26 protein-coding genes are annotated in these 23,527 nt (G+C 68.9%); 18 read left to right on the forward strand and 8 right to left on the reverse strand.

All coding sequences use genetic code 11. The features are described 5' to 3' along the window. Positions 1-24: 24 nt before the first annotated feature. Together HNR22_RS28070 and HNR22_RS28075 are read left to right on the forward strand one after the other, a co-directional pair. Positions 25-1,119 carry a bifunctional NAD(P)H-dependent oxidoreductase/GNAT family N-acetyltransferase gene (locus HNR22_RS28070; RefSeq protein WP_179782882.1) on the forward strand — a complete coding sequence of 365 codons (1,095 nt, stop codon included), beginning with the start codon at positions 25-27 and terminating at the stop codon, positions 1,117-1,119. 531 nt (positions 1,120-1,650) lie between these two features. Then, positions 1,651-2,886, forward strand: coding sequence for a low temperature requirement protein A (locus HNR22_RS28075; protein WP_179782883.1), 1,236 nt, complete (start codon positions 1,651-1,653; stop codon positions 2,884-2,886). A 13-nt stretch (positions 2,887-2,899) separates the two neighbouring features. Here HNR22_RS28075 and HNR22_RS28080 read toward each other — a convergent pair whose 3' ends face one another. Then, positions 2,900-3,508, reverse strand: a complete 609-nt coding sequence (locus HNR22_RS28080; protein ID WP_179782884.1) for a TetR/AcrR family transcriptional regulator — start codon at positions 3,506-3,508, stop codon at positions 2,900-2,902. Between the two features lie 180 nt (positions 3,509-3,688). On the opposite strand from HNR22_RS28080, the gene HNR22_RS28085 reads away from it, so the two are divergent. The 4 genes from HNR22_RS28085 to HNR22_RS28100 all read left to right on the forward strand — a co-directional run bounded on the left by HNR22_RS28085 (position 3,689) and on the right by HNR22_RS28100 (position 7,102). After that, positions 3,689-4,249, forward strand: a complete 561-nt coding sequence (locus HNR22_RS28085; RefSeq protein WP_179782885.1) for a hypothetical protein — start codon at positions 3,689-3,691, stop codon at positions 4,247-4,249. 1 nt (position 4,250) lies between these two features. After that, positions 4,251-5,672 carry a dihydrolipoyl dehydrogenase family protein gene (locus HNR22_RS28090; RefSeq protein ID WP_179782886.1) on the forward strand — a complete coding sequence of 474 codons (1,422 nt, stop codon included), beginning with the start codon at positions 4,251-4,253 and terminating at the stop codon, positions 5,670-5,672. 270 nt (positions 5,673-5,942) lie between these two features. Next, complete coding sequence (locus HNR22_RS28095) at positions 5,943-6,653, forward strand: alpha/beta fold hydrolase (RefSeq protein ID WP_218906761.1); 711 nt, start codon at positions 5,943-5,945, stop codon at positions 6,651-6,653. A gap of 65 nt (positions 6,654-6,718) precedes the next feature. Further along, on the forward strand, positions 6,719-7,102 hold the full coding sequence (locus HNR22_RS28100; protein ID WP_179782887.1) for a VOC family protein: 384 nt from the start codon (positions 6,719-6,721) through the stop codon (positions 7,100-7,102). 16 nt (positions 7,103-7,118) lie between these two features. Here the strand turns inward: HNR22_RS28100 and HNR22_RS28105 are convergent, their stop codons facing one another. Further along, positions 7,119-8,243, reverse strand: a complete 1,125-nt coding sequence (locus HNR22_RS28105) for a hypothetical protein (RefSeq protein ID WP_179782888.1) — start codon at positions 8,241-8,243, stop codon at positions 7,119-7,121. A 336-nt stretch (positions 8,244-8,579) separates the two neighbouring features. Between HNR22_RS28105 and HNR22_RS28110 the strand changes: the two genes are divergently transcribed. The 4 genes from HNR22_RS28110 to HNR22_RS28125 all read left to right on the forward strand — a co-directional run bounded on the left by HNR22_RS28110 (position 8,580) and on the right by HNR22_RS28125 (position 10,634). Then, entirely contained in the window at positions 8,580-8,900 is a 321-nt protein-coding gene (locus HNR22_RS28110; RefSeq protein ID WP_179782889.1) for a metalloregulator ArsR/SmtB family transcription factor, read from the forward strand. After that, positions 8,897-9,373 carry an SRPBCC family protein gene (locus HNR22_RS28115; protein ID WP_179782890.1) on the forward strand — a complete coding sequence of 159 codons (477 nt, stop codon included), beginning with the start codon at positions 8,897-8,899 and terminating at the stop codon, positions 9,371-9,373. Before HNR22_RS28110 ends, HNR22_RS28115 begins: the two co-directional genes overlap by 4 nt. A gap of 88 nt (positions 9,374-9,461) precedes the next feature. Beyond that, positions 9,462-9,932, forward strand: coding sequence for an SRPBCC family protein (locus tag HNR22_RS28120; protein ID WP_179782891.1), 471 nt, complete (start codon positions 9,462-9,464; stop codon positions 9,930-9,932). 78 nt (positions 9,933-10,010) lie between these two features. After that, complete coding sequence (locus HNR22_RS28125) at positions 10,011-10,634, forward strand: HIT family protein (RefSeq protein ID WP_179782892.1); 624 nt, start codon at positions 10,011-10,013, stop codon at positions 10,632-10,634. Here HNR22_RS28125 and HNR22_RS28130 read toward each other — a convergent pair. Further along, positions 10,631-11,449: an MOSC domain-containing protein gene (locus HNR22_RS28130; RefSeq protein WP_179782893.1), complete on the reverse strand. Its 819-nt coding sequence runs from the start codon at positions 11,447-11,449 to the stop codon at positions 10,631-10,633. The genes HNR22_RS28125 and HNR22_RS28130 overlap by 4 nt on opposite strands. A gap of 54 nt (positions 11,450-11,503) precedes the next feature. Next, the gene (locus HNR22_RS28135; protein WP_218906763.1) at positions 11,504-12,358 is read right to left on the reverse strand and encodes a phosphotransferase; all 855 of its coding nucleotides are present in this window, start codon (positions 12,356-12,358) and stop codon (positions 11,504-11,506) included. Between the two features lie 83 nt (positions 12,359-12,441). Here HNR22_RS28135 and HNR22_RS28140 point away from each other — a divergent pair, with 83 nt between their 5' ends. Together HNR22_RS28140 and HNR22_RS28145 are read left to right on the forward strand one after the other, a co-directional pair. After that, positions 12,442-12,588: a hypothetical protein gene (locus HNR22_RS28140; RefSeq protein ID WP_172861983.1), complete on the forward strand. Its 147-nt coding sequence runs from the start codon at positions 12,442-12,444 to the stop codon at positions 12,586-12,588. A 312-nt stretch (positions 12,589-12,900) separates the two neighbouring features. Further along, positions 12,901-13,461 carry a VOC family protein gene (locus HNR22_RS28145; protein ID WP_246381012.1) on the forward strand — a complete coding sequence of 187 codons (561 nt, stop codon included), beginning with the start codon at positions 12,901-12,903 and terminating at the stop codon, positions 13,459-13,461. A 59-nt stretch (positions 13,462-13,520) separates the two neighbouring features. On the opposite strand, the gene HNR22_RS28150 is transcribed toward HNR22_RS28145, so the two are convergent. Then, positions 13,521-14,123: a methyltransferase domain-containing protein gene (locus HNR22_RS28150; protein WP_179782895.1), complete on the reverse strand. Its 603-nt coding sequence runs from the start codon at positions 14,121-14,123 to the stop codon at positions 13,521-13,523. A gap of 97 nt (positions 14,124-14,220) precedes the next feature. Between HNR22_RS28150 and HNR22_RS28155 the strand changes: the two genes are divergently transcribed. Further along, on the forward strand, positions 14,221-14,448 hold the full coding sequence (locus HNR22_RS28155; RefSeq protein ID WP_179782896.1) for a DUF1129 domain-containing protein: 228 nt from the start codon (positions 14,221-14,223) through the stop codon (positions 14,446-14,448). Between the two features lie 77 nt (positions 14,449-14,525). Here HNR22_RS28155 and HNR22_RS28160 read toward each other — a convergent pair whose 3' ends face one another. Beyond that, positions 14,526-14,807, reverse strand: coding sequence for an arabinofuranosidase catalytic domain-containing protein (locus tag HNR22_RS28160; protein WP_343059992.1), 282 nt, complete (start codon positions 14,805-14,807; stop codon positions 14,526-14,528). Between the two features lie 48 nt (positions 14,808-14,855). Continuing rightward, positions 14,856-16,205 (reverse strand): extracellular catalytic domain type 1 short-chain-length polyhydroxyalkanoate depolymerase, encoded by a 1,350-nt coding sequence (locus HNR22_RS28165; protein WP_179782897.1) that lies wholly within the window; start codon positions 16,203-16,205, stop codon positions 14,856-14,858. A 267-nt stretch (positions 16,206-16,472) separates the two neighbouring features. On the opposite strand from HNR22_RS28165, the gene HNR22_RS28170 reads away from it, so the two are divergent. From HNR22_RS28170 to HNR22_RS28190, 5 genes are all read left to right on the forward strand, one after another. Continuing rightward, positions 16,473-17,471, forward strand: a complete 999-nt coding sequence (locus tag HNR22_RS28170; protein ID WP_179782898.1) for a PaaX family transcriptional regulator C-terminal domain-containing protein — start codon at positions 16,473-16,475, stop codon at positions 17,469-17,471. 108 nt (positions 17,472-17,579) lie between these two features. Further along, positions 17,580-18,047 (forward strand): hypothetical protein, encoded by a 468-nt coding sequence (locus HNR22_RS28175; protein ID WP_179782899.1) that lies wholly within the window; start codon positions 17,580-17,582, stop codon positions 18,045-18,047. After that, positions 18,040-18,948 carry an alpha/beta fold hydrolase gene (locus HNR22_RS28180; RefSeq protein WP_179782900.1) on the forward strand — a complete coding sequence of 303 codons (909 nt, stop codon included), beginning with the start codon at positions 18,040-18,042 and terminating at the stop codon, positions 18,946-18,948. The genes HNR22_RS28175 and HNR22_RS28180 overlap by 8 nt, the downstream gene beginning before the upstream one ends. A gap of 506 nt (positions 18,949-19,454) precedes the next feature. Continuing rightward, positions 19,455-20,921: an endo-1,4-beta-xylanase gene (locus HNR22_RS28185; protein WP_179782901.1), complete on the forward strand. Its 1,467-nt coding sequence runs from the start codon at positions 19,455-19,457 to the stop codon at positions 20,919-20,921. Between the two features lie 225 nt (positions 20,922-21,146). Beyond that, positions 21,147-22,532, forward strand: coding sequence for an RICIN domain-containing protein (locus HNR22_RS28190; protein ID WP_179782902.1), 1,386 nt, complete (start codon positions 21,147-21,149; stop codon positions 22,530-22,532). Between the two features lie 100 nt (positions 22,533-22,632). On the opposite strand, the gene HNR22_RS28195 is transcribed toward HNR22_RS28190, so the two are convergent. After that, a complete protein-coding gene (locus HNR22_RS28195; RefSeq protein ID WP_179782903.1) occupies positions 22,633-23,403 on the reverse strand; it encodes a FadR/GntR family transcriptional regulator in 771 nt (256 codons plus the stop codon). Positions 23,404-23,527: the final 124 nt, after the last annotated feature.

Below are 23,527 nucleotides of genomic sequence, written 5' to 3' on the forward strand. Positions count from 1 at the left end.
GAAAACTCGGTTAAGGTCGATGACATGTCATCAAACGCACAGACTGCCCGACTGAACGTCCTGGTCATCGTCGCAAGCACCCGCCCCGGACGGCTGGGACCAGCGATCGCCGACTGGTTCGTCCAGGCAACCCTTCCGACAGCCGCGGCGGGCGGGACCACTCTCGACATCGCGGACCTGGCCGACATCGGGCTGCCGCTGCTCGACGAGCCCGAGCATCCCTCCAGCGGCATCTACGTCCACGAGCACACTCGTGCATGGAGCCGGCGGGTTGCCGCAGCTGACGCATTCGTGGTGGTGACACCCGAGTACAACTACGGCATGCCAGCGGTGTTGAAGAACGCTCTGGACTTCCTGTACCACGAGTGGGCGTGGAAGCCGGTGGGATTCGTCAGCTACGGCAACACCTCGGCCGGCACCCGGTCGGTGCAGATGACGAAGCAGGTCGTCACCACCTTGAAGATGATGCCCATCGGCGCCACCGTCGCCCTCCGCATCGCCGACAGCACCCAGGACGGGCAGGTCCTCCGGTCCGCGGGACTCGACGACACGGCTCGCAGGATGCTGCTTGAGCTGACCCGGGTGGCCTCGGCGATGCGGCCCCTGCGCACCGAACCGGACAGTGACGTCACCAGCCTGCCCGGGCCGGTCGAAGGACTACGGCTGACCATCGCCCAGCCTGACGACCTGGCCGAGCTGCTTGTCCTCCAGCGGTGCTGCTGGGTGCAGGAGGCCCTCGCGAACGACACGCTCGACCTGTCGCCGCTGCGGGAAACCCTCGACGAACTGCGCGAATCGACGTCGACATGGCAGCTGTGGTGCGTACGTCGACACGGACGCCTCGTCGCAGCGGTCCGAGCCCAGACACGCGGCCGTGGGTGGCTGATCGGTCGCCTCATGGTGGCTCCCGACCAGGCCGGAAACGGCATCGGTTCCTGGCTTCTCTCGTACGCCGAACAGCAGGCCCCCGAGGGAACGGCGCACTACGAGCTTTTCACTGGCCACCGCAGCACGCGCAACATCAAGATGTACGAACGCGCCGGCTACGCCCTCACCTACGCTGACGTCACCCCGGATGGCAGCGTCCACCTCGTCAAACAGCGGCAACCGACCGCCTGATCCGGGTGACCAGGCTACGTCTGGATGTCAGCACGCCCGCCCGCCGCTAATCGCCGCACGCGCGCTGGGTGAATCGGATCCGGAATGTTGGCTCGATACCGGCCGACCTGCCGGTGGGCGAGGGTGAACAGGCGGGCCGACACTCCCGCTGGGTGGAACGCCGCCGTTCCGGGCAGGCGCTCGACGGTTACCGCCGGGCCATCCGAGGTGAGCCATAGATTGAGGTTGCGGGCCATGCTCACGCCATCGGTCAGTACGTCGCTGCGACGCACCTAGCCGCCGGCCTCATCAGCCAGGACGTTCGTGGACCACGACATCGCCTTCTGGGAGTGGCGCCGGAAGTGCCACCGAGCGGTTGAGCCCTCGACGGGTTCATGTCCCGCTAGCCACCCGCATCACCGATTCCTCGGCTGAACCCGATGAACACCCGGCGAGCCGGTGTCGAGAAGTTCGACGATCGTCGTCCCGAGCTGACGCAACTCTTCTGTCGACCGGATCGTTGGTGCGACAAGGGGAGGACGGGGGCGGACGATGGCGGCGGAACGCGGCGCCGAACTGCTTCGCCCTCCGACGAGTTCGGGCCGCGCGACCTTCCTGGAGCTCTTCTTCGATCTGGCCTTCGTTGTGGCCCTCACCCGGGTCTCGCAACGATTCGCCGGCCTGAGCGATGACACCGGCTGGGCCCTCGTCGAGGGGTTCGGTCGTACGCTGCTGCTCTTCTTGGCCCTCTGGTTGATCTGGTCGCACACTGCCTGGATCACCAGTCGCTACGAACCAGAGCAACCGATCATCCAGGCCGTCGTGGTCGGCACCATGTTCGCCGGCCTGGTCATGGCGGTGGCGTTGCCCCGGGCCATGGAGGAGCGGGCGCTGCCGTTCGCGGTCGCGTACCTGATGGTGATGGTGGTGCGGCCGCTGGTGATCGCGGCCGCGCTGCGTGGCCACCCGCGACGACTGGTGCCGTTTCGGCTCGCGGTGTGGGCTTCGGCGAGCGCGCCGCTGTGGCTGGCCGGCGCGTTGGGGCCGGATCGACTTCGCCTGCCGCTGTGGGCTGCCGCCCTCGCTGTCGACTACCTCGCCTGGACCCTGGGCTGGCCGCTGCCGTGGCTCGGGGCCTCGGAGGTGGGCGCTTGGCGGATCGCTGGGACGCATCTCGCCGACCGTTACCAGCAGATGTTTCTCATCGCACTCGGTGAGTCGATCCTGGTCATCGGCGTGGTCTTCAGCGGTACGGACTACTCCGCGGTGCGGGCAGCCGCCTTCGCGGTCGCGTTCGCCATCAGCGCGCTGCTCTGGCGGATCTACTTCCACCGCGCTGGTCTGCTGCTGGCCGAGGCGTTGGATCGGTCGGCCATGCCCGGCAGGCTGGGCGCGAGGTCGGAACGGACGCATCTGCTGATCGTGTTCAGCGTGCTCGTCACCTCGGTCGGCTACGAGCTGGTGATCGACAATCCGTTCGGGCCGCCGCGGCCCAGTTGGCTTCTGTTCGTGGTGAGCGGTCCGATGCTCTTCCTTGTCGCCCGTATGCGGCTGGAGTACGAGATCTTTGGCCGGGTCTCGCCTTCCCGGGTGACCGGCTTGCTGGCCCTGCTGCTGTTCACGCCGGCATTGGCCCGCTGGGCACCGATGGTCGGGTTGTGCGTGGTGGCCGCAGTGCTGGCCCTTGTCGCGCTACTCGACGGCTTGCGGAGCCGGGGACGACCGCTGGAGGGTTCCGCCTCGCCGATCGGGCGAGAGGCATCCGGCGAGCGTGACTCCGAGGCATGACCGCGCGGCCCTGCTAGGGGGTGGACTCGGCTGGCTGGCGCTCGGTGTTGATCCGGAGCAGTCCTTCGATCCCGCTGAGGAAGGTCTCGGACACCAACGCGGGGTCGAAAAGGCATCCGGCTGCCATGGCGCCGTCGCGGAGCATGACGAAGTGGCGTGCGGCGGCAGCCGCCGTTTCCTCGTGGACCTGCGCCATCAGCGTGGTGAGCGTCTCCAGGAACCATTGCCGGTGAGCGATGATCTCCTGGTGCACCGGATGGTCGGTGTCGGGATACTCGGCCGCCGCGTTCAGGAAGGCGCATCCGCGGAACCCGGGGGACTGGATGTTTCCAGCGATGGAGCCAGCAACGGCCAGGAGGCGGTCGACCGGCGAGGAGTCGGCGGCGATGGCCGCCTCGACCGTGCCGCGCTCCATGCGGTGGATCTCCTGCAGGTACGCCAGAATGAGGTCGTCCTTGCTGGGGAAGTGCCGGTAGAAGGTGGCCCGGGTCACTTTCGCCTCAGCAATGATCCGGTCAACGCCTACGGCGTGGATGCCCTCGGCGTAGAAGATCCTGGTTGCCGTGGTGAGGAGCCGGAGTCGCGCCTCAGAAGGCCGGGTGCCGGGTTCGGTGCGGAGCATCCAACCATCTTAGCGATAGAACGTTCGGTCTGACGCCACGCGCGGTGAAAGATCTGCGGTGGCGGTCCTGGCACCGCGTGGTGGGTAGAACGGTCTGTCTTGACAGTCGCGCCGGGGCTTGTCATGCTTGGGCCACGACAGAACGTTCGTTCTCGTCAAGCCTCCGCCGAAAGGGTCACCGTGACCGCCATTGCCTCCCCCGGTATCTCCCAGCCCGCTTCCGCGTTGCGACGGCTGTATTTCACCCGCTTCGCGTTCGCCATCGTGTGGGCACTCGTGACGATCGCCACCGCCAAGGAGATCGGCCCGCTCACGGTGGCACTTTTCGTGCTCTACCCGCTGTTCGACGTGGGCGCCGCCATCTACGACCTTCGTTCGGCGCGGACCGCCGCCTCGCCGACCCTCCTGTACGTGAACATCGCGGTCAGCCTGATCACCGCCGTCGGCGTGGGCGTCGCCAGCGCGTCCGGCATCCCCGCCGTCCTGCGGGTGTGGGGCGCCTGGGCGATCGTGGCCGGACTGGTCCAGCTGATCGTGGGTGTCACTCGTCGGAAGATGGGCGGCCAGTGGCCGATGATCATCAGTGGCGGTATCTCGGTTCTGGCTGGTGGGTCCTTCATCGCCAGTGCGTCCGCGGCTGACCCGTCGCTGACCAACGCGGCCGGCTACGCCATCCCGGGCGCCATCTTCTTCCTCATCGCAGCCATCCGCCTCGGCCGTGCCGTCAAGGGCGGCAACTGACATGACCGCCATCGAATACGACGTCATCGTGATCGGTGCCGGTCCGGTCGGGGAGAACGTCGCCGACCGGGTCGTGCAGGGCGGCCTGACCGCCGCCATCGTCGAGCGGGAGTTGGTCGGTGGGGAGTGCTCGTACTGGGCCTGTATGCCGACAAAGGCGTTGCTGCGTAGCGCGTCCGCGTTGCGGGCGGCTCGCCAACTGCCGGGTGCGCGGGAGGCGGTGACGGGGACCCTGGACGTTGCGGCGGTGCTCGGGCGCCGGGACTCCTTCGCGTCGCACTGGAAGGACGACGGGCAGGTGTCCTGGCTTGAGTCGGCGGGGATCGCGCTGCACCGCGGGCAGGGGCGAATCCGTTCGGCCCGGGTCGTCCCGGTGACCGGGGTCGACGGCGTCACCGTCACGCTGACCGCGCGGCACGCGGTGGTCGTCGCGACCGGAAGTAGCGCTCTGCTGCCGGATATCCCAGGTCTGCGGGAGGCGGCGCCGTGGTCCAGTCGCGATGCCGCCTCGGCAGCCTCGGTGCCCCGCCGGCTCGCGATCATCGGTGGTGGTGTGGTGGCGGCCGAGATGGCGACCGCCTTCGCCGCTCTGGGATCTTCGGTGACGGTGCTGGCCCGTGACGGTGTGCTGCCGTCGGCAGAGCCGTTCGCGGGGGAGTTGGTCGCGGAGTCGCTGCGCGAGGCTGGCGTGTCGGTGCGCCTCGGCGCGGAAGCCGTTTCCGTCAGCCGCGACGCCGGCGGCACCGTCCACGTCACGACCGCCGACGGCCAACTGGTTGACGCCGACGAGGTGCTGGTGGCAGTTGGTCGTACCCCGAACACCCAGGACATCGGACTGGAGCGCGTTGGGCTGGCGCCGGGTGCCTGGCTGCGGGTCGACGACACGCTGCGCGTCGTCGGCGGCGGGGGATGGTTGTACGCCGCCGGTGATGTGAACCGGCGGGTGCTGCTGACCCATCAGGGCAAGTACCAGGCGCGCGCGGCGGGCGACGTGATCGTGGCCCGGGCGAGGGGTGAGAAAATCGAGGACGGCCAGTGGGGCCGCCACGCGGTGACGGCTGATGAGCGTGCGGTGCCGCAGGTGATCTTCACCGACCCGGAGGTCGCGTCGGTCGGGCTGACCGCGGCTGCGGCCACGGCGGCCGGACGCCGGATCCGGGTGGTGGATTACGACCTGGGCTCCGTCGCCGGATCTTCCCTGCACGCCGATGGCTACAAGGGGCACGCCCGGATGGTCGTCGACGAGGATCGAAAGGTGATCGTCGGCTTCACCCTCGCCGGCCCGGATGTCGCGGAACTGATCCATGCCGCGACGATCGCCGTCGTCGGCGAGGTTCCGCTGGACCGGCTGTGGCACGCGGTTCCGGCTTACCCGACCGTCAGCGAGGTTTGGCTACGGCTGCTGGAGACATATGGCCGGTGACGGTGCAACCAAGCGCTCGCCCGGGCGTCGTCGAGTTGTGCAGCTGGCATTCCAGATCTCGCTGACAGAGGTCTGAGGGGCCTTGGATACTGGGTGCTGCACCGTTCCCACAGCCGACATTGGGGGCCGGTACGGCGGCCCTCAGCGAATCGCCCTGTCGAAACGTCCTCGCCGTCCGGTCTGCGCCAACGCGTCCGGCGGATGGCGGATTCTCTCGAAAGGAATGCCGCGATGAACGCTGCTTCTGACATGTCCGCCCAGGACGCAGGGATGCCCACCATCGTGCTCGTTCACGGCGCATTCGCGGACTCGTCGAGCTGGAATGGGGTGATCGCTCACCTCAAGAGTCGAGGTTATCCGGTTATCGCTGTCGCGAACCCGCTCCGCGGTGTGCAGAAGGACGCTGCATACGTTCGATCTGTCGTAGACAGCGTGTCCGGCCCGGTCGTGATGGCCGCTCACTCATACGGCGGATCAGTGATGACCGAGGCTGCGGATGGTGCCTCCAACGTCAAGGCTCTGGTGTACGTCGCCAGCGTGAGCCCGGACGTCGGCGAGAGCGTGGCCGACTTGGTCACCAAGTTCCCGGGAAGCGCGCTCCTCACTTCCGTCAAGATGGTGCCGTACCCCCTCGACGAGGGTGGCACGTCCATGGAGCAGTACATCTATCAGGAGAAGTTCCCTGCGGTGTTCGCCGCCGACGTCGACCCCGACACCGCTGAGCTGATGGCAGTGACGCAGCGGCCGCCCACCGAGGCCGCCCAGACGGAGAGCGTGACCAGGGCCGCCTGGAAGACGATCCCATCCTGGACCCTGATCACCACCCAGGACATGGGGGTTCCCCCGGACCTGCAGCGCTTCCTGGCCAAGCGGGCCGGCTCCACGACGGTCGAGATCGAGGCGTCCCACGCCGTGGCGGTCTCTCAGCCCGGCCCGGTCGCAGACCTCATCGACACCGCCGCCCGCGCCACCACCCGCTAGGTTCGTTCCGACTGGTCGGACTGCGCTGGCCGTGCCTGCTGCGAGCAACAGGGTACGTTGGCGCGATGGCCACTCTTTGGACCTTGGGAGTTGATGCCGACGATCCCCAGCGGATCGCTGCTTTCTGGGCGTCGGTCCTCGGCTATGTCAAGGAACCCGGTTTTGACGAGCCCGACAACGCGTCCATCGTCGACCCGGACGGCCAGGGTCCCGCCATTGCGTTTCTCAAGGTGCCCGAGAGTAAGTCTGCCAAGAATCGCATGCACATCGATATTCGGGTCGCCGGACCGGGCGCCGGTGACATGGCCGTGCGCGCCCTGTTGATTCGACAGAAGGTGCCCGATCTGGTTGCCGCCGGCGCGACGGTGGTCCGCGAGGAGTGGTACGGCGATGTCCTCGGGCACGTCGTCATGCTCGACCCCGAGGGCAACGAGTTCTGCGTCGCTTGATGGAGCACGCGCCCACCTACCTCCTGCGGGGTTGCCCGTCCTGCTCGTCCCGCCAGCCATCCGGTTCGGGATGGTAGCCGTAAGCGGCAGCCCGGACCGTTTCCTCGTTCTCCAGCCCGGAGCCGATCGCGCCGCCGACGGTGGCCAGCGAGCTGGTGATCCAGGCGAGCCTCAGATAGTCGGTGACGTTGACTGGCCGCTGCAAGGTCTGTTCCAGCACGGATGTGTCGATCAGCAGTGCCCCGACGAGCACCGTCCCCACGAACAACACCACGTAGGACAGCGCCGTGGCCAGAGTGAGGGTGAGGATCGTACCCAGGTTGAACAGCCGTGACAGCTCACCCGGTGTCTCGCGGGTTGGTTTCTCCCACAGGTCGTGCGCGACGATCAGCCAGGCCACCAACGCCGACAGCCCGAGTAACATGATCATGGCTAGCCGGAGTCCTCCGAGGGCATCGCCCATCTGCCAGATGGTGTCCGTGGTGAGCGCGAACGCGGCCGTGCCGAACGCGCCGACCAGCAGCTTGGACAGGCCCAGCAGGGCTCGCCCCGGGCGGTTGGCTCGGACCATGCCGGTCAACAGCCGCACCCGGCCGATGAACCGCGAGGCGACGTAGCTTCGTTCCCCGGCGTCGGCCTCGCCGATCATCCGGTGGATGACGGGAACCCTGCTTGCCATCTCGGTCGGTGCCCAGCCGGCCCGCGGCACCCGGTGGTCTGAAGCATCGCTCAGCAGCCGGCTCACCAGATCTGGAACGGCCGCGCGGGCTGCTCGTAGCTGGTGCAGTCCCAGCGCGGGCAGGGACACCACCGCGGCTCGGCGCCGCGCGGAGGTCTGCGCGACCAGCGGCACCCGCTCGGCGTGCAGCGGTAGGTCGGTCAGGCAGATCGCGACGTCCCACTGATCGTCGGCACGCCGTTGGGCAAGATCGTCGAGCAGCGCCTCAACGCCGCCGTCGCGGCGCGGCGCCACCTCGCCCCAGCCTTCCCGGACAGTCCAGCGCACGTCCGCGTTCACCCGCTCGGCAAGCCCGCTGGCCAGTTCGGTGGTGAGCCGCGCGGCCACCCGGGCCGGGTAATCCGGCGGGGTCGCCACCAGCCCGACGACGATCTGTGGGCGGTGCCTTTCACTGCGGGTCATCGGTGCTCCTCACCGCTGGCCGGGCTCGTCGCCGTCCATCGTCACCAACGCCGGCTGCGAAGTAGGCCAGGTCACCCCTGAGAAGCGAGTGCTTCCCGTGTCGACCGTCGGGGTGCAGCAGAACTTTGGTCCTGCCGCCACGCACTGCCAAGCCATGCCCTTTGTGGCGTTCACATCGTCGCAGACCGTTCCGATCCTTAAGGCCGGTTTGCGCCCAGCCCTGAATGGACGTTGCCCGGCTCGGTCGGGACGCCGTAGCGGGTCGCGAAGGCGGCGACGGGTGATCGTTCAGCGGTTCCCCTTGACCACGGCAATCGTAAGTCGTAGCTTACGTTCGTGGCGACTTACCGAACGCATCCGGGTTGGGAAGCGCTGGGCGATCCCAGCAGGCTCGCCATCGTTCAACGCCTCGCCGAGGGGCCCCGCGCCGTGGGGGAGCTGGCAGACGAGCTGCCGATCAGCCGGCCGGCCGTGTCGCAGCACCTCAAGGTGCTCAAGAGCGCCGGCCTGGTCGTCGACCAGGCCGTGGGGACCCGCCGCGTCTACCGGCTCAGCCCGGTTGGCCTGGCCGCTCTGCGGGACCAGCTCGACACGTTCTGGCGCCGGGCGCTGGAGGGCTATCAGGATGCCGTTGAAGAGACCGAGGAGAGCTCATGACGCAAGCAGCTACGTCGGTGGTCCGCCGACAGATCGTCGTCAACGCACCGATCGAGCAGGCCTTCACCGTGTTCACCGAGCGGTTCGGTGACTTCAAGCCCCGCGAGCACAACCTGCTTGAGGCCCCGATCGCGGAAACCGTGTTCGAGCCCAGGGTCGGCGGGCACATCTACGACCGGGGCGTCGACGGCAGCGAATGCCGGTGGGCGCGCATTCTCGCCTTCGAGCCGCCGACGCGGGTCGTCTTCAGTTGGGATATCGGACCGACCTGGCAGCTCGAAACCGACTTGGGCCGGACCAGCGAGGTTGAGGTCACCTTCGTGGTCGAGACTCCGAGTCAGACGAGGGTCGAGTTGGAGCACCGGCATCTCGACCGGCACGGGCCTGGCTGGGAATCGGTTCGGGACGGCGTCGAGGACGAAGCCGGGTGGCCCCTGTACCTCGACCGGTACCGCTCCCTCTTCCAGGGATAGGTGACGCACGTGTGCGTGCTCATGCCGCCGGCCGGGCGGCATGAGCAGCCGGGCGGGGGCGCTCACCAGGCTGCTCTAGGCTGCTGACGTGCCGGCGCTGATCGAGATCGTGTCTGTCATCAACGCTGCCCCGGACGTGGTGTTCGACCTGGAACTCGATGTGGACGTGCACGCCGCGTCCCTGCGCGGCAGCCAGGAGACGGCCACCACCAGCACCGGACGTCGTCGACTCACGCTCGGAGACGAGGTCACCTTCCGCGCTCGCCATCTGGGTCTGCGCTGGTGCATGACCAGCCGGATCACCGTCCACGAACGGCCCCACCGTTTCGTTGACGAGCAGACACGGGGTCCCTTCAGCGCTTTCCGTCACGAGCACCTCTTCGAAGGTCTCGACGGCGGTGGGACGCGGATGACCGACCGCGTGACGATGAGCGCACCCTGGGGGCCGCTGGGAGCGGTGGCCGCGCGGGCGCTGGTCGCGCCGTATCTGCGACGTCTGCTGAGGCAGCGGGCAGCGCACATCAGGTCCTTGGCGGAAGCACACGACCGTCGGGCGTAACGGTGGAGGGTGGCGCGCGTCGTGACCGTCCCGAGACGCTGTTGATCACGCCGATTCTCCCGGGCTAGTCTTCGCCGCATGGCTTTGCGACCGGACGAGTTCTACGACCACGCGATCGCCGCCGCGGACAGCGAGCGTCGGCTGCCGTTGGCACGGATGACGGCCTGGGAGATCAGTCCGTTCGAGCCGGACGGGTTGCGCGTAACGCCCCTGCGCCCGCCGGTGCTCCCGGAGCCCGCGCGCCACGGTGAGGATCCGTCGGACTGTGACGCGTGCCGCGACCGGGACAAGGGCATCTGGTGGAACGACCACTGGCGGCTGGTCCAGATCTCGGGCGTGGGCGTCCCGCTGGTGCTCATGCTGCATCCACGCGACCACTACGACATGGCGGACCTGCCGGACGAGCTGGCCGCCGAACTGGGGCTGTTGGGCACCCGCATCGTTCGCCACATGCAGGCGCTGCCGCACATCTCGCGGGCACACCTGTATCGCATCGGCGATGGTGGCGCCCACCTGCACATCTGGTTCTTCGCCCGGCCGGAAGGGCAGGCCCAGTTGTTCGGGTCGTGGCTGCCCGTCTGGGACGACCTGCTGCCGGAGTATCCGGCCGACGTCGCAGAGGCCGACGCCGAGATCGTGGCAGAGGCGCTGCTCGCGTCCCACGGAGGCCACCGGCCGTCCACGGCTCGAACGGGGGCCTAGCGGACGCGCTGCCCCAGGTTGAGCCGGCCTGGTTGGACAACATCCGCGTACGTCCCGAAGCAGGCCGCATGCCCGAGCCCGGCGACCGGGATGCGGTAGTGCCGAGCCAGGGCGCTCAGCACCGAGCGGTCCGCCGGCAGGCCGGCCTGGGGCAGCCCGGGAATGACGCACCTCGGGGTGGGCAGGGCAACGCGGAGCACGACGTCGCCCAGACGTAGCTCCTGCCCCGGTTCCGGGTCACCGGGTGCGTCGATGACCAGGTTCGGTCGAAAGCGCGCCGCGGCCACACTGGCGCCTCCGATGCGCTCGCCCAGCAGATCCAGCGCACCGGTGGTCACGATGTGAACGGCGCCGAAGTCGACGAACCGGCCGACCCGTTCGGCGCCCGCGATCGTCGTGATGGTCTCCTGACCGGGCCGGGTGCCGCTCATCCAGTCCGGCACCATGCCGACCTCGTCGGGCAGCGTCCGGTGCAGCCGCGCGTCAGGCGGCAGCTCCCGACTCAGCCGCACCGGGCGGCCCAGGTGCCTGCTCAGTGCGGCATCTGCCGCAGCGCTGCCGGCTCGCAGCGACGTGCCGTCGACGTCCAGCGTCACCGTCGTCTCCGCGCCGACGACGTGTGTCGTGGCGGCGACATCGCACAGGCGACCCCATCGCCGTGGATGTTTCGCGCTGCCCACCGTCCCGTCCAGACGGTCGATGCAGGCCCACGTCCGATCGCCGCGCAGGCCGGTGGGCTCGACCGCGACGGCGGTGAGGGCCTCGCCTTGAGCGCTCTTGAGCGGGTAGCGCCGGAGCATGACAACCGAACTCATGACGACCATGCTGCCCGATCACCGCTGGTGCGGCAGGGACAGCAAGGGTTGTCGTCATGCTCGGGAGGACGAGAGCGCCTCCGCGATCATTCGATGGCCCTGTGCTTCGAACGGTTCGTCGCCCACCCGGTGGGCCCAGACGGCCGTGGCTATCGCCGCACGGACCCGGTCGCGGTGCCACGCTCCCGCATCGCGCGGATCGGGCCCGTACCCGTCGAGGAACGCCGTTTCGAGGTCCGGGTTGCGGTTGAAGTCCTGCACGGCGAGCCGGGCGAAATCCGTGGACGCGGGACGCATGGCCGCACGGCCGAAGTCGATGATGCCCACGACGTCGTGGTGGACGAGCCAGTTTCGGGGCTGCCAGTCCCCATGGGTGGGCACCAGGGTCGCGGGCGGGGTTGCCCAGGTCTCGATCTCGGCTCGTAGGCGCTCCGCGGTGGCCGCGGCGATCCGGTGTGGTTGGCGGAGCCACGCCAGTGATTTCTCGTTTTCGCGCCTCTCGTAGTCGTCGTCCACGACGACACTCTGCGCGTGCAACAAGGCCAGCAACTCGCCCGCCTGCCGAAAGATGGCGGGGTCGTCGGCGTGCGTGCTGCCGAGCACCAGCTCACCGGGCAGGTACCGGGTGACGAGGACCTTCGCGTCCGCGCTGCCGTGCACCAGGGTCGGCGCGCGTCCCCTGCTGGTCCAGGGGCGCAACCAGGTGAGGTGGGCATGGAGTTCCCGCTGGATGTGGTGGTCGTCAGCGCCGGCGGCCTTGACGATGAATCGTTTCCCGGCGTGGGTCACCTCGACGACGGTGGTCGTCGTCAGGCCCCAGCTGTGGTCCCTCTCGACGGTCGCGTTCGGCAGCCACCGGTCCACCAACGCCCGCTGCTGGGCAGAGAGGTTCCCGAGCGCAGAGGTCACGGCCGAAATGATACGACTGAGCGCGGTGGCTCTCCGGGGGTTACAGTCAGCCGCCATCAATCCCCATGATCGAGGAGAGTCCCATGTCGATCCAGGCATTTCTCTACATCGTCGCCGTCATTCTCATCGTGCTCGCCGCCCTGCCCCTGCCCACCCGGGGCGTCTCGCTCGCGCTTCTGGGTGCGGCGTGCGCCCTGCTCGCCTACGCCTGGCCGGTGATCACCAACTGACGTGAGGGGTGGGCGTCGTCGCGGCCGGTGGCCGGCAGTCACAAACTGCCGCCTGCCCGCCGTGTGCGTTGTCGCGGCGCGGTGCTGCGCGGAGGAGAGCAAACCCTCCTCCGGTACGCGCACCAGAGGCGTTGATGCCTTTGTCGCCCTGCCGGGGCGGTGTCTAGGTCTGGTGATGCGTTCGCGACTGCTGGCAGTGACCGTCGAGGCGGACGACCCCGGCTCGTGCGGCCCAGTTCTGGTCGGCTCTGCTCGGCCGGGAGGTCTTCGAGGACGCCGTCGGCGCGCTCCTGCCGGGCGACGACGCCCAGCTTGCTCTTCGGTTCGTTCCGGGCCGGGCTGGTCAGCTCGGCGCGAACCGCAGGCACCGTCGTCCTGGTCGATCCCGCGGGCTACGCGTTCTGCGTGATCGAACCTGGCAACGCCTACCTCGCCGGATGCGGCTTCCTCGGTGAACTCACCTGCGACGGCTCCCGAGACGTCGGCCTGTTCTGGAGCAACGTGCTGGGCTGGCCGCTGGTGTGGGACCAGGACGAGGAGACCGCGATCCAGTCACCACGCGGCGGCACCAAGATCGCATGGGCGGGCTCGCCGGTGGCCCCGGAAACCGAGCCGAACCGGCAGCGCTTCGAACTGGTCCCGGCCGATGGCGACCAGCAGGCGACGGTCGCCGAGCTGGTCTCGCTAGGCGCCACTCGACTCGATGTCGCTCAGGACGGCGCAGTCGCTCGGATGTGTCGCTCGGTGCCTGTAGAGCTGCCCCATCCGTGGGGCGCGCCGACCATCGTGCTGGCAGACCCGGACGGCAACGAGTTCTGCGTCAGGCCGACGGACCACAACTCCGGCGCATCGCCTGCTGCGGCACCTCGATGAGATGGCGTGGCGCAGGGGCCTCCCCGCGCCTGCACGGCTGAGCACGAAGGGCTCACCCGTCACACCGCGATCGCCGCGATGGCGGCATGCGGTCGCTGGTCACCTTCCCGGGGGCGCTCCAAGCGCTCGACCTCCTTGAAGCCGGCCCGGTTGAGGCGCTCGGAGACCTCGTCCAGGGGCCAGCGGTAGGCGGTCACGACCTTGTGGTCGAAGGCGCCGACCTCGTCGGCGACGAACACGCCCAGTACCACAGTTCCGGCCGGGGCGATCGCTCGCCGGAATTCGTTGAGGACGGCGTCCAGCTCCTGCGGCGGCAGATGGATCGTCGAGTACCAGGCCAGGATGCCGTCGAGGGAGCCGCTGGCGACGTCGAGGTTCTCCAGCGACCCGAGCTCGAACTCGACGTCCGGGTGGGCTGCCCGAGCGTGGGCGAGGAACTCGGGCACCAGGTCGATCCCCGCCGCGTCGACGCCCAGCGAACGCAGGTAACCGGTGAGATGGCCGGGGCCGCACCCCAGATCGAGCACCCTGCCCGCCCGAGGCCCCAGATGCCGTCCGATGAACGAGAGGTCGGCCGGATTCACCTGCTCGCGGCTGCCGAACAGCCCGATGTACAGCTCCGCGACGGACGCGTACGCCTGCCGGACCTTGTCCCTGTCCACCCCGGCACTATACGGCGCACCGGAGCGGGTGCGTCCGCCCTGGGCGTTGGCTGCCCGGGCCTGTTTGTCGGACCGGCACGCCGGGCACAGAAAGACCATGACGAATGAACGGGTCAAGTCCGTCGGCGGCTACTTCCTGCGATTTCTCGGCGGAGTGGCAGTCATCATCGGCATTCTGGCGATCTTCTCCAGTCTGTCCCAGGGCAATCTCGTCGGGATCATCCTCGCCGTCGTCTTCATTGCTGGTGGGGCCTTCATGCTCAAGCGCTCAGGTGGGGCCAGCCAGGCGCGCGGTGCCGCATCCACGCCGGGCAGCACGCGCTGAGGCTCGAACGGGGCGTTGGTCGTGCCGGCTCCGCAGACCTCGCGGAGCCGGCACGACCAACCTGATGGTGCGCGTGGTCAGCTACGGGTGGACCACTGCTGGGTGGTGCCGCCGCCCCACTGCTTGGCACCGAAGTAGGCGGTCTCCATGATGGCGCGCTCGTCGGCCAGGTTGTTCGTCTGGGCGTTGCCGTAGTCGAAGCAGCACCACTGGTTGTAGTGAGTGCCATCGGCGACCGCGTAGATCCCCTCGGGCTGGTCGCCGGCTATCCGTCCGACGGCACCGAGAACGCGGTGCAGGCCAACGTGGTGACCGCCGGTTACCGCTGACGATGCCGGAACGACCCGTGCGCCGGCCACCACCTGAGTGGTGACCGGCGCACGGTCTCGTCGGGCGTCGGCCTGGTGTCAGGCGACCGCGCAGGACGCGCCGTTGAGGGTGACCGCGCTCGGCTTGGCGGTGTTACCGGAGTGCGTGGCCTGGAAGCCGATCGTCACCGACCCGTTGGCGGGGATGCCGGCGTTGTAGGCGACGTTCCTGGCTGTCACCTGCCCGGAGTTCGGGGAGTAGGAGGCGTTCCAGCCGGAGGTGATGGTCTGCCCGGAGGGCAGGGTGAAGACCAGGGACCAGCCGTTGATGGCGGTGGTGCCGGTGTTGGTGACGGTGATGTTCTCGGTCAGGCCGGTGTTCCAGGCGTTGATGGCGACGGTCACACCGCAGGCGCCGGGAGCAGGCGGCGGAGTGGTCGGGGGCGGGGTGGTCGGCGGCGGCGTCGTCGGGGGCGGGGTGGTCGGCGGCGGGGTGGTCGGGGGCGGCGTCGTCGGGTTGGTCAGGCCGAAGAACTGGATGGCGGACGCGGCCATGCCGCCGGAGGGCAGGCTGTGCCCGGCGCCCTGGATGCTGTATGCCTCGACCTGGACGGTGCCGCTGGTGTCGGCGTACCTCCGCCGGTTCCAGTTGGCCTGGGGAGTGTCGGTGGAGGTCGGTGTCTGGCTCAGCCCGAACACGTTGGTCCACTGCTCGATCGTCTCCTGCAACAGCGAGTACGGCACGAGGGTGTCGTTGGTGCCGTGCCACAGCTGCACGCGCGGGCGGGGGCCGGAATAGCCGGGGTACGCCTGGCGCACCGCGTCACCCCACTGCTGCGGGGTCCGGTTCATGGCACCGCCGGTGCACTGGCTGCTGGTGGGTGGGAAGTCCGCCGCGTTGGCGAAGCAGTTGTACGGCACTCCCATGAACGCCGCGCCGGCCTTGAACAGGTCGGGATAGAGGGCGAGCATGTGGTTGGTCATCATGCCGCCGGAGGAGCTGCCGGTGGCGTAGACCCGGTCCGGGTCGGCGGCGTACTGCTGTTGGACGTGCCGGACCATCGAGACGATCGACACCGGGTCGCTGCCACCGCCGCGGCGTTTGGCGGCGTCCGACCAGACGTCGAAGCAGTTGCCGAAGCCGGCCTGCTGGGTCGCGGACGGGTAGATCACGATAAACCCGTACCGGTCGGCGAGGCTGGCGAACTCGCTGCCGGAGTAGAAGCCGGGGCCCGACCCGCCGCAGCCGTGCATGGCCACCACGGTGGCCGGCCTGGCCGGGCGGTTGTCCGGCACGTAGACGTGCATGCGCATCCGGCCCGGGTTGTCGCCGAAGCTGGTCACCTCGGTCAGCGACGCCGCGTACGCGGGTCGGATCGCGGGGACCACCAGGCCGGCGGCCACCAGTGGCATGGCGAGGGCGAGCAGCAGTTTCCTTCTGGTTCTCAACGAACGACTCCTTCGGTTGCCTGTGCAGGCTGGGATTGGCTGCGCGGTCCGCTGGCGAGTGCGCCCGACTGCCGCGGGTGATCGCGCGATGCCCGCTGTCGGTGACTCGCCCTGCCCGGCTCCGGACGGCATCGTGTGGCAATTAGTGTTCCCCGGGGACCGACAAGTGTCAATCGAGGTACCTCTATCGATGGTGGCCTCCGCGGCCCGGCTCGGCGGCAGTCCGTCTACAGTCGTCACACCGTCCCTGAAGAGCACGGAGCGCTTGTGGCAAGCCCGTTCGATATCGACGAGATATATCCGGACGACGGAGACCAGTCACTCCGACTGCCCCGGCGGCAGGTGGGCAACTCACCCCAGGGCGTCGCGGTGACCCTGCTGGCGGACTACACACTGCGGACCAGGGCCGCCCTCCCGTCCGCCGCCATCGTGGAGCTGCTCGCCGAGGCCGGCGTGACCACGGCCGGCGCGCGTACCGCGATCAGCCGGCTGGCCCGCCGCGGCGTCCTGGAGGGCAGTCGGCTGGGGCGGCGCAGTTCCTACCGGCTCAGCCGGGCGGCCGCCGCCAACCTCTCCGCCGGCGGCCACTGGATCATCACCTCCACCGCCGCCGCGGCACGGTGGGACGGGTGCTGGACGATCGTCGCCTTCTCGCTGCCCCAGGATCTGAGCACGCAGCGGCGGGCCCTGCGCGCCCAGCTCCGCTGGCTCGGATACGCGCCGTTGTACGACGGGTTGTGGATTTCGCCCCGCGAACTGACCGCTCCCGCTCGGGCCCAGCTCGACCAGCTCACCCACGGTGCCGTCACGGTGTTTCGCGGACGGCAGGTCCCGCTCGACTCGGCCGGTCACCGTGCCCCGATCGAGGCCTGGGACATCGAGGCGATCAATCGCAGCTACGAGGAGTTCCTCCGGCGCTGGACGCCGCTGTTGCCACCGGTGGCGTCCGGTGCGGTCGACGGAGCTGCCGCGGTGCGGGCGCGTACCGAGGTGATGGACACGTTCCGACGGTTTCCCGTACTCGATCCGCAGTTGCCGGTGGAAATCCTCCCGCAGGGGTGGCTCCGGCGGCCGGCGCAGGAGTTGTTCGCGGCCGTTTACGACGGCCTCGCAGCGCCCGCAGAGCGGCACGTCCGGGCGGTCGTCGCCCGGTTCACCGACACCGCGCAGCCCGGCATTCGGGCGCACACCACAGCCGACATGGCTGCCGGGGTACGCATCGAGGCGAGCCTGCCCGAGCGGGGGTACGGCGGGGCTGCCGGCTGACGAGAGCGGGCGCCGGTCGGCCGTACCGCCCACCGTGCTCACGCCCATCGGGCTTGACACTCGACGTCAAGTGCTTGACGATGGGCGTCAAGTAGCGGAGGAGGCGGCATGGCACCCACCCACGAGGAACTGACCGAGCATCTCATCCGGTTGATCGACATCCGGCTGCTCGACCCCCTCGAAATCCTGGTCGACGGCCACGACGCCATCGGCCCGCTGCGCGCCGTCATCCGGGAGCGGGCCCGATCCTGGGCCACCACGATCGTCAGCGGCGACGACCGGGCCGCCGTCGGCGCGGTCATGCGCGCAATCTCCACCCTCTACCCGGGGGACGGGCCGTTCGACCCACCCATTGACTGGTGGCGCAGTCCTCTCGGCCAGGCCGTCGCTCGACGGGTCGGCCACCCGACCGCAGAATCCGTGTCGTACGCGGTGGCCGGCGCCATGCTCGGCATCACCCGCCAGGGCGTCCACGACCTGGTCTCCCGTGACAAGCTCGCCCGCCACCCCGAAGGCGGCGTGCGCTGCGCTTCCGTACGAGACCGACTGCTCAGGGAAGGAACCCGACGTGGCTGAGACCATTGTCGACTCCGGTACCGTGCCCATCGCGATCCGCGACTTCGGCGGATCCGGACAGCCGCTGCTGCTCCTCCACGGCGCCGGTGGCAACCTCGCCCAGATGACCACCCTCGCCGAGCACCTGCGTCCGACCCACCGGGTGGTCACCGTCGATCTGCGCGGTCACGGGCGGTCCGGAGACGGCCTGTGGCGCTGGGACGACGTACTGGCCGACCTGGTCGCCGTCGCCGACCACCTCGGCCTCGCCTCCCCGGCGGTGGTCGGCGTCTCCCTCGGCGGTATGCTCGCCACCCTCTGGGCGCAGCGTCACCCGGAGTGCCCCGGTGCCGTCAGCTTCGACGGCAATCCGCCGCTCAACCGTCCGGACCAGCTCGCTGGGCTGGATCCGGAGCAGGCTGAGGCGGGGCTGGCCAAGCTGCGGACCGTCTTCGACGGCATGGCCGCGATGCTGGCCGAGCCGCTGACCGCCGAACAGGTGGCCGCCATGGTTGCAGGGCAGCGGACCATGGCCGAGCGCTACGGCGCCGCACCCGACGGTTGGGTTGCGGCCTTCGAGCGCAACCTCGTGCCCGGCGACGACGGCGGCAGCCGGCTGCGGCCCGGCCCGGACCTCACCCGGCAGCTCCGGGAAGCCATGGACTCCCTCGACCTGATGCCCGCCTACCGCGACGCCCGCTGCCCGCTGCTGCTCGTCCTCGCCACCGAGGACCTGCCCGAACAGCAGCCGTTCCACAGCTTGTACGAGGCGTATCGCAAGGTCACCGCCGAACGGCTCGCCGCTGTGGACAACCCGTCTCTGCGGGTGTGGCATCTCGCCGGCGCCAGCCACGCGATGGTCGCCGAGCGCCCGCAGGAGCTCGCTACCCTGATCACCGACTTCCTTCGCCTCCAGGACTGAGGGCGACCCGCAGGAGCGTCCTCCTGGCGTGGGTCGGACCTGCCTGGCGGGTGGGTCGTCGCCCGCCGATGCTCCGCCGCCGACCGGCCCGGTCTCACTCGTTAGCTGTGAGCGATAACAGGGCCACCCTCAGGCGTCTTTCGGCGGCGCTGCGGCGCGGCCGTTCCGGCAGGTCGCGCGGCGAATGACGACGATCCTCGCAGGCGGTAGGTGGTGGCGAGGCGAGGTGTTCCGGCGCGACGGCGTGAACGGGCTCGTTTCGTCTTGACGAACGACATGTTATCGCTCACTCTCGATATAGAGGACAATCGTTCCGTTGGGCTCACCGGGCGAGCCCTGCGGGTCGTTTCTCGGATCGCGGCGTCCCCCCGGGCAGGCGGACGTCACCTCAGGGCTCCCGGCAGTGCCGGCGAACGCCTTCCCCAACCACGTGCGCCGGCACCAGGGACCGTCCTGACTGAAGTGGCACATCACCACCACCGATGCAACCACTGAGAAGGAACGACATGAAATCACGGAGAACGTTGCTGGCGGCGGCGACCCTCGCCGTCGCCCTCGCCACCGGTATGACCGTCGCGCTGACTCCCGCAGCCGGCGCCGGCACGACGTTGAAGGCGGCGGCCGCCGAGAAGGGCCGCTACTTCGGTGCCGCCGTCGCGACGGGCAAGCTGTCCACCAGCGCGTACACGACGATTTTGAACCGTGAGTTCAACAGTGTCGTGGCCGAGAACGAGATGAAGTGGGACGCCACCGAGCCGCAGCAGGGCCGGTTCAGTTACAGCGGCGGTGATCGTCTGGTCAGTCACGCGCAGGCCAACGGCATGAGCGTGCGGGGTCACGCCCTGTTGTGGCACCAGCAGCAGCCGGGCTGGGCGCAGGGCATGTCGGGTAGCGCGTTGCGCAACGCGGCGATCAACCACGTCACCCAGGTCGCCACGTACTTCCGGGGGAAGATCCACTCGTGGGACGTGGTGAACGAGGCGTTCGCCGATGGTGGTTCCGGTGCGCGGCGGGACTCGAACCTGCAGCGCACGGGCAACGACTGGATCGAGGCGGCGTTCCGGGCGGCGCGGGCGGCGGATCCGGGTGCGAAGTTGTGTTACAACGACTACAACACCGATGGGATCAACGCGAAGTCGACAGGCATCTACAACATGGTGCGTGACTTCAAGTCCCGTGGTGTGCCGATCGACTGCGTGGGGTTCCAGTCGCACCTGGGGACCTCGCTGGCCGGTGACTACCAGGCGAATCTGCAGCGTTTCGCCGATCTCGGCGTGGACGTGCAGATCACCGAACTGGACGTGATGACCGGCGGCAACCAGGCCAACATCTTCGCCTCGGTCACCCGCGCCTGCCTGGCTGTCTCGCGCTGCACCGGCATCACCACCTGGGGCGTACGCGACTGCGACTCGTGGCGGGGATCGGACAACGCCCTGCTCTTCGACTGCAACGGCAACAAGAAGGCCGCGTACACGGCCGTCCTGGACGCGCTCAACTCCGGCTCGACCCCGCCCACCACGCCTCCGCCGGGCTCCGGGGTGGACACCAGCGCCTGGTACGTCCTGTTGAATCGGAACAGCGGAAAGGCCCTGGACGTGTACGCCAACGCGACCACTGACGGGGCGCGAATCAGCCAGTGGACGCGCAACAACGGCGTGAACCAGCAGTGGCAGTTCGTTGACTCGGGCGGCGGCTACTACCGGCTGAAGTCGCGGAACTCCAGCAAGGTGCTCGACGTCTACAACTTCTCCACCGCTGACGGCGCGGCGATCGTGCAGTGGAGCGACGGCAACGGCACCAACCAGCAGTTCCGGCTCGCCCAGTCATCCGATGGCTACGTGCGTGTGATCAACCGCAACAGCGGCAAGGCCGTCGAGGTGCAGGGCGCGTCCACCGCCGACGGCGGGAACATCGTCCAGTACGCCGACTGGGGTGGCAGCAACCAGCAGTGGCAGCTGGTCCGCATCGGATAGTGACCGCCACGTCATAGATGACAGGGTTCGGCGGTCCGCCCTCTCCGAGCGGGCCGCCGAAATCCTCCTCGTAGAGGTGCCGCAGGCGCGGGCTCGCGCCGGTGGCCGCATCTCGCCCGCACACATCCCCCCAGACGTGCTGACGCCACCACCAGACGCCGGCACGCACGCCAGGGCGCCCGCGTGCGTTCTGCTCGTGGGTGACCCCGATCGAAGGAGTGGACCATGAAGGCCATCGGTGAGGCTCGTCCCGCCTCTCCACGGAGACGTCGCTGGCGGTCAGGCTTGGCCGCAGCGGCGGCCGCGGTCATGGCGGCCAGCGCGCTCGTCGCGGTCGACGCCGCCCCCGCTGCTGCGGCGACCGTGGACACCAACGCCTGGTACGTCCTGGTCAACCGCAACAGCGGCAAGGCGTTGGACCTGTACGGCTCGGCCACCAACGACGGCGCACGGATCAGCCAGTGGACCCGGAACAACGGCGCGAACCAGCAGTGGCAGTTCGTGGACTCCGGGGGAGGCTTCTACCGGCTGAAGTCCCGGCACTCGGGCAAGGTCCTCGACGTCAGCAACTTCTCGACCGCTGACGGCGGAGCGATAGTGCAGTGGTCCGACCTCAACGGGACCAACCAGCAGTTCCGACTGGCCGACTCCGACGGCGGCCACGTGCGGCTGATCAGCCGGCACAGCGGCAAGGCCGTCGAGGTGCAGGGAGCTTCCACAGCCGACGGTGGCAACATCGTGCAGTACGCCGACTGGGGTGGCGCCAACCAGCAGTGGCAACTCGTCCCCACGGACAGTGGCAACCCGCCGCCGACGGGCGGCAGCGGGTGCGGCAAGGCGCCGACGCTCTCCAGTGGCACGCACACGATCCAGACCAACGGCAAGAGCCGCACCTTCATCCTGCGGGTGCCCGCCAACTACAACAACAGCAATCCGTACCGGCTGATCTTCGCATTCCACTGGCGAGGCGGCACCATGCAGGAGATCTCCTCCGGCGGCACCAGCGGGACCCCGTGGTCCTACTACGGGCAGCAGGAGCAGTCGAACAACAGCGCGATCCTGGTCGCGCCCCAGGGGTTCGGCAACGGCTGGGGCAATGCCGGCGGTGAGGACATCACCTTCGTCGATGACATGATCACCCGGATCGAGAGCAGCCTCTGCGTCAACCCGAGGCAGCGCTTCGCCCTCGGCTTCAGCTGGGGCGGCGGCATGAGCTACGCCATCGCCTGCGCACGGCCCACCGTCTTCCGGGCCGTCGCGGTCATCTCCGGCGGGCAGATCAGCGGTTGCAGCGGCGGCACGCAGCCCATCGCGTACTTCGGGTTGCACGGCATCTCGGACAACGTCCTGAGCATCTCCCAGGGGCGGTCGTTGCGGGACACGTTCGTCCGCAACAACGGGTGCACCGCGCAGAACCCGCCCGAGCCGGGCGCGGGCAGCCGCACCCACATCACGACCACCTACTCGGGCTGCCGGTCGGGTTACCCGGTGCAGTGGGCGGCGTACGACAACGGTCACATGCCCGGTCCGGTGGACGGCACCTACGCCGAGAGCGGCATCACGACCTGGACCAAGGGTGAGATCTGGAGGTTCTTCGCACAGTTCTCCTGATCCCGGTCGCTGGCGAGGCCGGCGCTGACACCGGCGGTGGCGCCTGCTCCGAGATCGCGGGAGCAGGCGCCACCGCCCTCAGCGTCGGAGCTGCCGCCCTTCAGCGCTGAAGACGTACCGGCTTGCCCGAGCCGCTGCGGCGGACCAGCCAGGCCTCGGTGATGTGGGTGAACATCGCCTCGGCGGCGCCCTCGGAGTCGTGGGCGGCGATGCGCTCGTAGATGCGTCGGTGGCCCTTGTTGGATGCCACGCACAGCGAGCGTTCGGTGCGGCCCATGTAGCGCGCGGTGTTGATGACCTGGCTCTCCAGTGCCCGCACGACGCCGCGGGCGATGCGGTTCCCGGATGCCTGCATGATCGTGTCGTGGAAGGCCCGATCATGGTCGTGGTACGTGACGTGGTCGTCGACGAGTTCGTCCATCCGGTCCACCATGGCGCGCAGCCGGTCGACGGTCTCGTCGTCGGCGAGGCGGGCGGCGACGTTCGCCATGTCGGACTCCAGCACCCGCCGGGTGACGACGAGGTCGTCGAGAATGGCGAGGCTGTCGTCCTCGGCGATGGTGGCCGCGAGGACGAGCTCGTCGAGCATGTCCCAGTGTGACGGTGGGGTGACCATGGTGCCGGCACCCTGGCGGACCTGCACCAACCCCTTCTCCTGAAGGATCTTGACTGCTTCCCGGACGACGGTCCGGCTCACCGAGAAGGTCTCGCAGAGGATCGGCTCGGGAGGCAGGGACGTTCCCGACGGGTGTACTCCGCGGACGATGCGCTGCACGAGTTCGGCGGTGACCGCTCGGGCGAGGTTTGTCGGTCGACGGACCCATCCTGGGGTTGCCGGATTGTTCAGGGCTGTCTCCTGAGCTGGCGTCATGTCCCCTCCGAATGACCCGCCGTGGCACGACGTCCGCACCAGTCTAAGGCCGAGTATTGACGTGATACGTCATACGAGTTACTTTCCGATCAACGATGGCAGACGGCAGCCCCGTCGGCCACCC

It is taken from the genome of Micromonospora jinlongensis (genome assembly GCF_013410645.1).
GTDB lineage: Bacteria > Actinomycetota > Actinomycetes > Mycobacteriales > Micromonosporaceae > Micromonospora > Micromonospora zamorensis.

Excerpts from the sequence above, each read along its gene's own strand:
- HNR22_RS28070 (WP_179782882.1), top strand. The coding sequence starts at position 25 with ATGTCATCAAACGCACAGACTGCCCGACTGAACGTCCTGGTCATCGTC.
- HNR22_RS28075 (WP_179782883.1), top strand. The coding sequence starts at position 1,651 with ATGGCGGCGGAACGCGGCGCCGAACTGCTTCGCCCTCCGACGAGTTCG.
- HNR22_RS28080 (WP_179782884.1), bottom strand. The coding sequence starts at position 3,508 with ATGCTCCGCACCGAACCCGGCACCCGGCCTTCTGAGGCGCGACTCCGG.
- HNR22_RS28090 (WP_179782886.1), top strand. The coding sequence starts at position 4,251 with ATGACCGCCATCGAATACGACGTCATCGTGATCGGTGCCGGTCCGGTC.
- HNR22_RS28095 (WP_218906761.1), top strand. The coding sequence starts at position 5,943 with ATGCCCACCATCGTGCTCGTTCACGGCGCATTCGCGGACTCGTCGAGC.
- HNR22_RS28100 (WP_179782887.1), top strand. The coding sequence starts at position 6,719 with ATGGCCACTCTTTGGACCTTGGGAGTTGATGCCGACGATCCCCAGCGG.
- HNR22_RS28105 (WP_179782888.1), bottom strand. The coding sequence starts at position 8,243 with ATGACCCGCAGTGAAAGGCACCGCCCACAGATCGTCGTCGGGCTGGTG.
- HNR22_RS28115 (WP_179782890.1), top strand. The coding sequence starts at position 8,897 with ATGACGCAAGCAGCTACGTCGGTGGTCCGCCGACAGATCGTCGTCAAC.
- HNR22_RS28125 (WP_179782892.1), top strand. The coding sequence starts at position 10,011 with ATGGCTTTGCGACCGGACGAGTTCTACGACCACGCGATCGCCGCCGCG.
- HNR22_RS28130 (WP_179782893.1), bottom strand. The coding sequence starts at position 11,449 with ATGAGTTCGGTTGTCATGCTCCGGCGCTACCCGCTCAAGAGCGCTCAA.
- HNR22_RS28140 (WP_172861983.1), top strand. The coding sequence starts at position 12,442 with ATGTCGATCCAGGCATTTCTCTACATCGTCGCCGTCATTCTCATCGTG.
- HNR22_RS28155 (WP_179782896.1), top strand. The coding sequence starts at position 14,221 with ATGACGAATGAACGGGTCAAGTCCGTCGGCGGCTACTTCCTGCGATTT.
- HNR22_RS28175 (WP_179782899.1), top strand. The coding sequence starts at position 17,580 with ATGGCACCCACCCACGAGGAACTGACCGAGCATCTCATCCGGTTGATC.
- HNR22_RS28185 (WP_179782901.1), top strand. The coding sequence starts at position 19,455 with ATGAAATCACGGAGAACGTTGCTGGCGGCGGCGACCCTCGCCGTCGCC.
- HNR22_RS28190 (WP_179782902.1), top strand. The coding sequence starts at position 21,147 with ATGAAGGCCATCGGTGAGGCTCGTCCCGCCTCTCCACGGAGACGTCGC.
- HNR22_RS28195 (WP_179782903.1), bottom strand. The coding sequence starts at position 23,403 with ATGACGCCAGCTCAGGAGACAGCCCTGAACAATCCGGCAACCCCAGGA.